2 pseudogenes are annotated in these 2,156 nt (G+C 76.1%); one reads left to right on the top strand and one right to left on the bottom strand.

What is annotated here, in order from left to right:
• Positions 1–234 (bottom strand): annotated as a pseudogene (locus G3I19_RS36160) (hypothetical protein); the annotation flags it as partial.
• A gap of 457 nt (positions 235–691) precedes the next feature.
• On the opposite strand from G3I19_RS36160, the pseudogene G3I19_RS36155 reads away from it, so the two are divergent.
• Positions 692–2,156 (top strand): annotated as a pseudogene (locus G3I19_RS36155) (DNA-binding protein); the annotation flags it as partial.

Here is a 2,156-nt window from a genome sequence, read left to right as displayed (position 1 = left end):
CTGCTCGGCCGGCGTGCCGAGCCGGCCGAGGATGCGGCGTACGGCGGCCTCGCCGCCCGCGTCCGCCCCGGCGCGCTGCCGGTCGATCTCGCCGCGCAGCGAGGCGACGAGCCGCATCCGGTCGGCCGACGTCAGTTGCCGCTGGGCCAGGTCACCGACCCGGCTCAGATAGTCGTAGACGAGCTGATCGCTCTCGATCCCCACGGAGTCGCACCCCTTCACGCCGCTCTGCACCGACCGTAGCCGCCCCCACCGCACGCCGTCCGCACTCACCGTCCCCTCCACCGGCCTTTGCCCGACCTTTTCCTCTGCCCCTCCGGATGCCCGATGCCCGATGCCGCCGCGGTGCGCATCCGGAAGCCTTCCGATGCCCGTCCCCTGGCGCCCTCTCCCTAAGCCTTCCCGATGCCCGCCCTGCCGCCCTGCCTAAGCCCTCCCGAAGGCCCGCCCCGGCGCCCTCCCGAAGCGCGCCCCGGCGCCCTCCCGGCACCGGTCCCGGCACCGGTCCCGGCACCGGTCCCGACATCCGTCCCGACGCCTCTCCCCGTGTCCTGCCCGCCCTCGCGGGGGCGAAGTCACCGGGCTCGCCGGGGCGAAGTCATCGGGCCGAACGTGGGGCGGTGCGCCATCTCCCCGCAAATCTCAGTAACGTGGGCCGGATGGGGACCCGTCCGCTCTATGGGAGGCGCACGTGCCGGAACGAACACGCAGCACGCCACCGCGCACCCTCGCAGAGGCCCTGCGCACCCGCGACGACGCGTCGCTGACCGGGCTGCTGCGGGCACGGCCCGATCTGCTGACGCCGGTGCCCAGCGATCTCAGCCAGCTCGCGACCCGCGCCGGCACCCGCGCCTCGGTCGTACGGGCGCTGGAGCACCTGGACCGGTTCACGCTCCAGACCGCCGAGGCGCTCGCGGTCGCGCCCGACCCCGCCCCGTACGAGACGCTCCTCGCCCTCATGGCCGGTGACGACTGCGACCCGGATGTCGCCGACGCGCTGCCCGGCGCGGTCGAGCGGCTCCGGGAGCAGGCGCTGATCTGGGGCACCGACGACCGGCTCCGGCTCGTCCGCACCGCCCGTGAACTCCTCGCCCCCTCCCCCACCCACCCCTCGCCGACCGGCCTCGGGCCGACCGTGGCGGAGGCGACGGTCGGGATGTCGCCGGGCCGCGTCCAGGAGATCGTCACCGCGGTCGGCCTCGCGGGCACGCATGACTCGGTCTCCGCGGTCGCCGCGCTGACCTCGCTGTTCACCGACAGGACCCGGATGTCGGCGCTGCTCGACGAGGCGCCGACCGAGTCGCTGAACGTCCTGAGCAGGCTCGTCTGGGGCCCGCCGTACGGAGAGGTGGCCGCCGCGCCGACCCGGCCCGTGCAGTGGCTCCGGGACCACGGGCTGCTGCTGCCCGCCAGCGCGCGCACGGTGGTACTCCCCCGGGAGGCCGCGCTGCATCTGCGCGCCGGGCGCGCGCACCAGCACGCGGAGCCGCGGCCGCCCGCCGTGCTGCCCGCCCGCGAGTACGGTCCACAGGCTGTGGACGCGGCGGCGGCCGGGCAGGCGTTCACCGCGCTCTCCACCATCGAGGACCTGTTCAAGGACTGGGACGAGGGCGGCCCCGCCGTGCTGCGCTCCGGCGGCCTCAGCGTCCGTGACCTCAAACGGACCGCGGCCGCGCTGGACGTGAGCGAGCCGCTGGCCGCCTTCTGGGTCGAACTGGCCTACGCGGCCGGGCTGCTGGCGGCCGACGGAGAGGCCGACGAACGGTTCGCCGCCACCCCCGCGTACGACCTCTGGCTCGACTCGCCCGCCCAGGAGCGCTGGGCCGACCTGGTCACGGCCTGGCTCACCGCCACCCGTACGCCCGGACTCATCGGCGGCCTCGACCCCAAGGGCCGGGCCCTGTCCACGCTGGGCCCCGAACTGGACCGGGCCGCCGCCCCCGAGGTCCGCCGCAGGATCCTGGCCCTGATGGCGACCCTCCCGGAGGGCACGGCGCCCGACCCGGACTCGCTGCTGACCCGGCTGCGCTGGGAACGCCCGGTACGCGGCACCGCGTCCGGCCGCAGCCCGGGCCCCGGCAGTCCTGGCCCGGCCACCACGGCGGACATCCCGACGGCCCGCCACACGCACGGCGCGACCCCGGTCGGGATGTCCG

The sequence above is a fragment of the Streptomyces sp. SID10853 genome, assembly GCF_010548145.1.
Taxonomy (GTDB): Bacteria; Actinomycetota; Actinomycetes; order Streptomycetales; family Streptomycetaceae; genus Streptomyces.
Note: the sequence above shows the minus strand (reverse complement) of the source record. Positions and strands in the feature narration are given on the sequence as shown.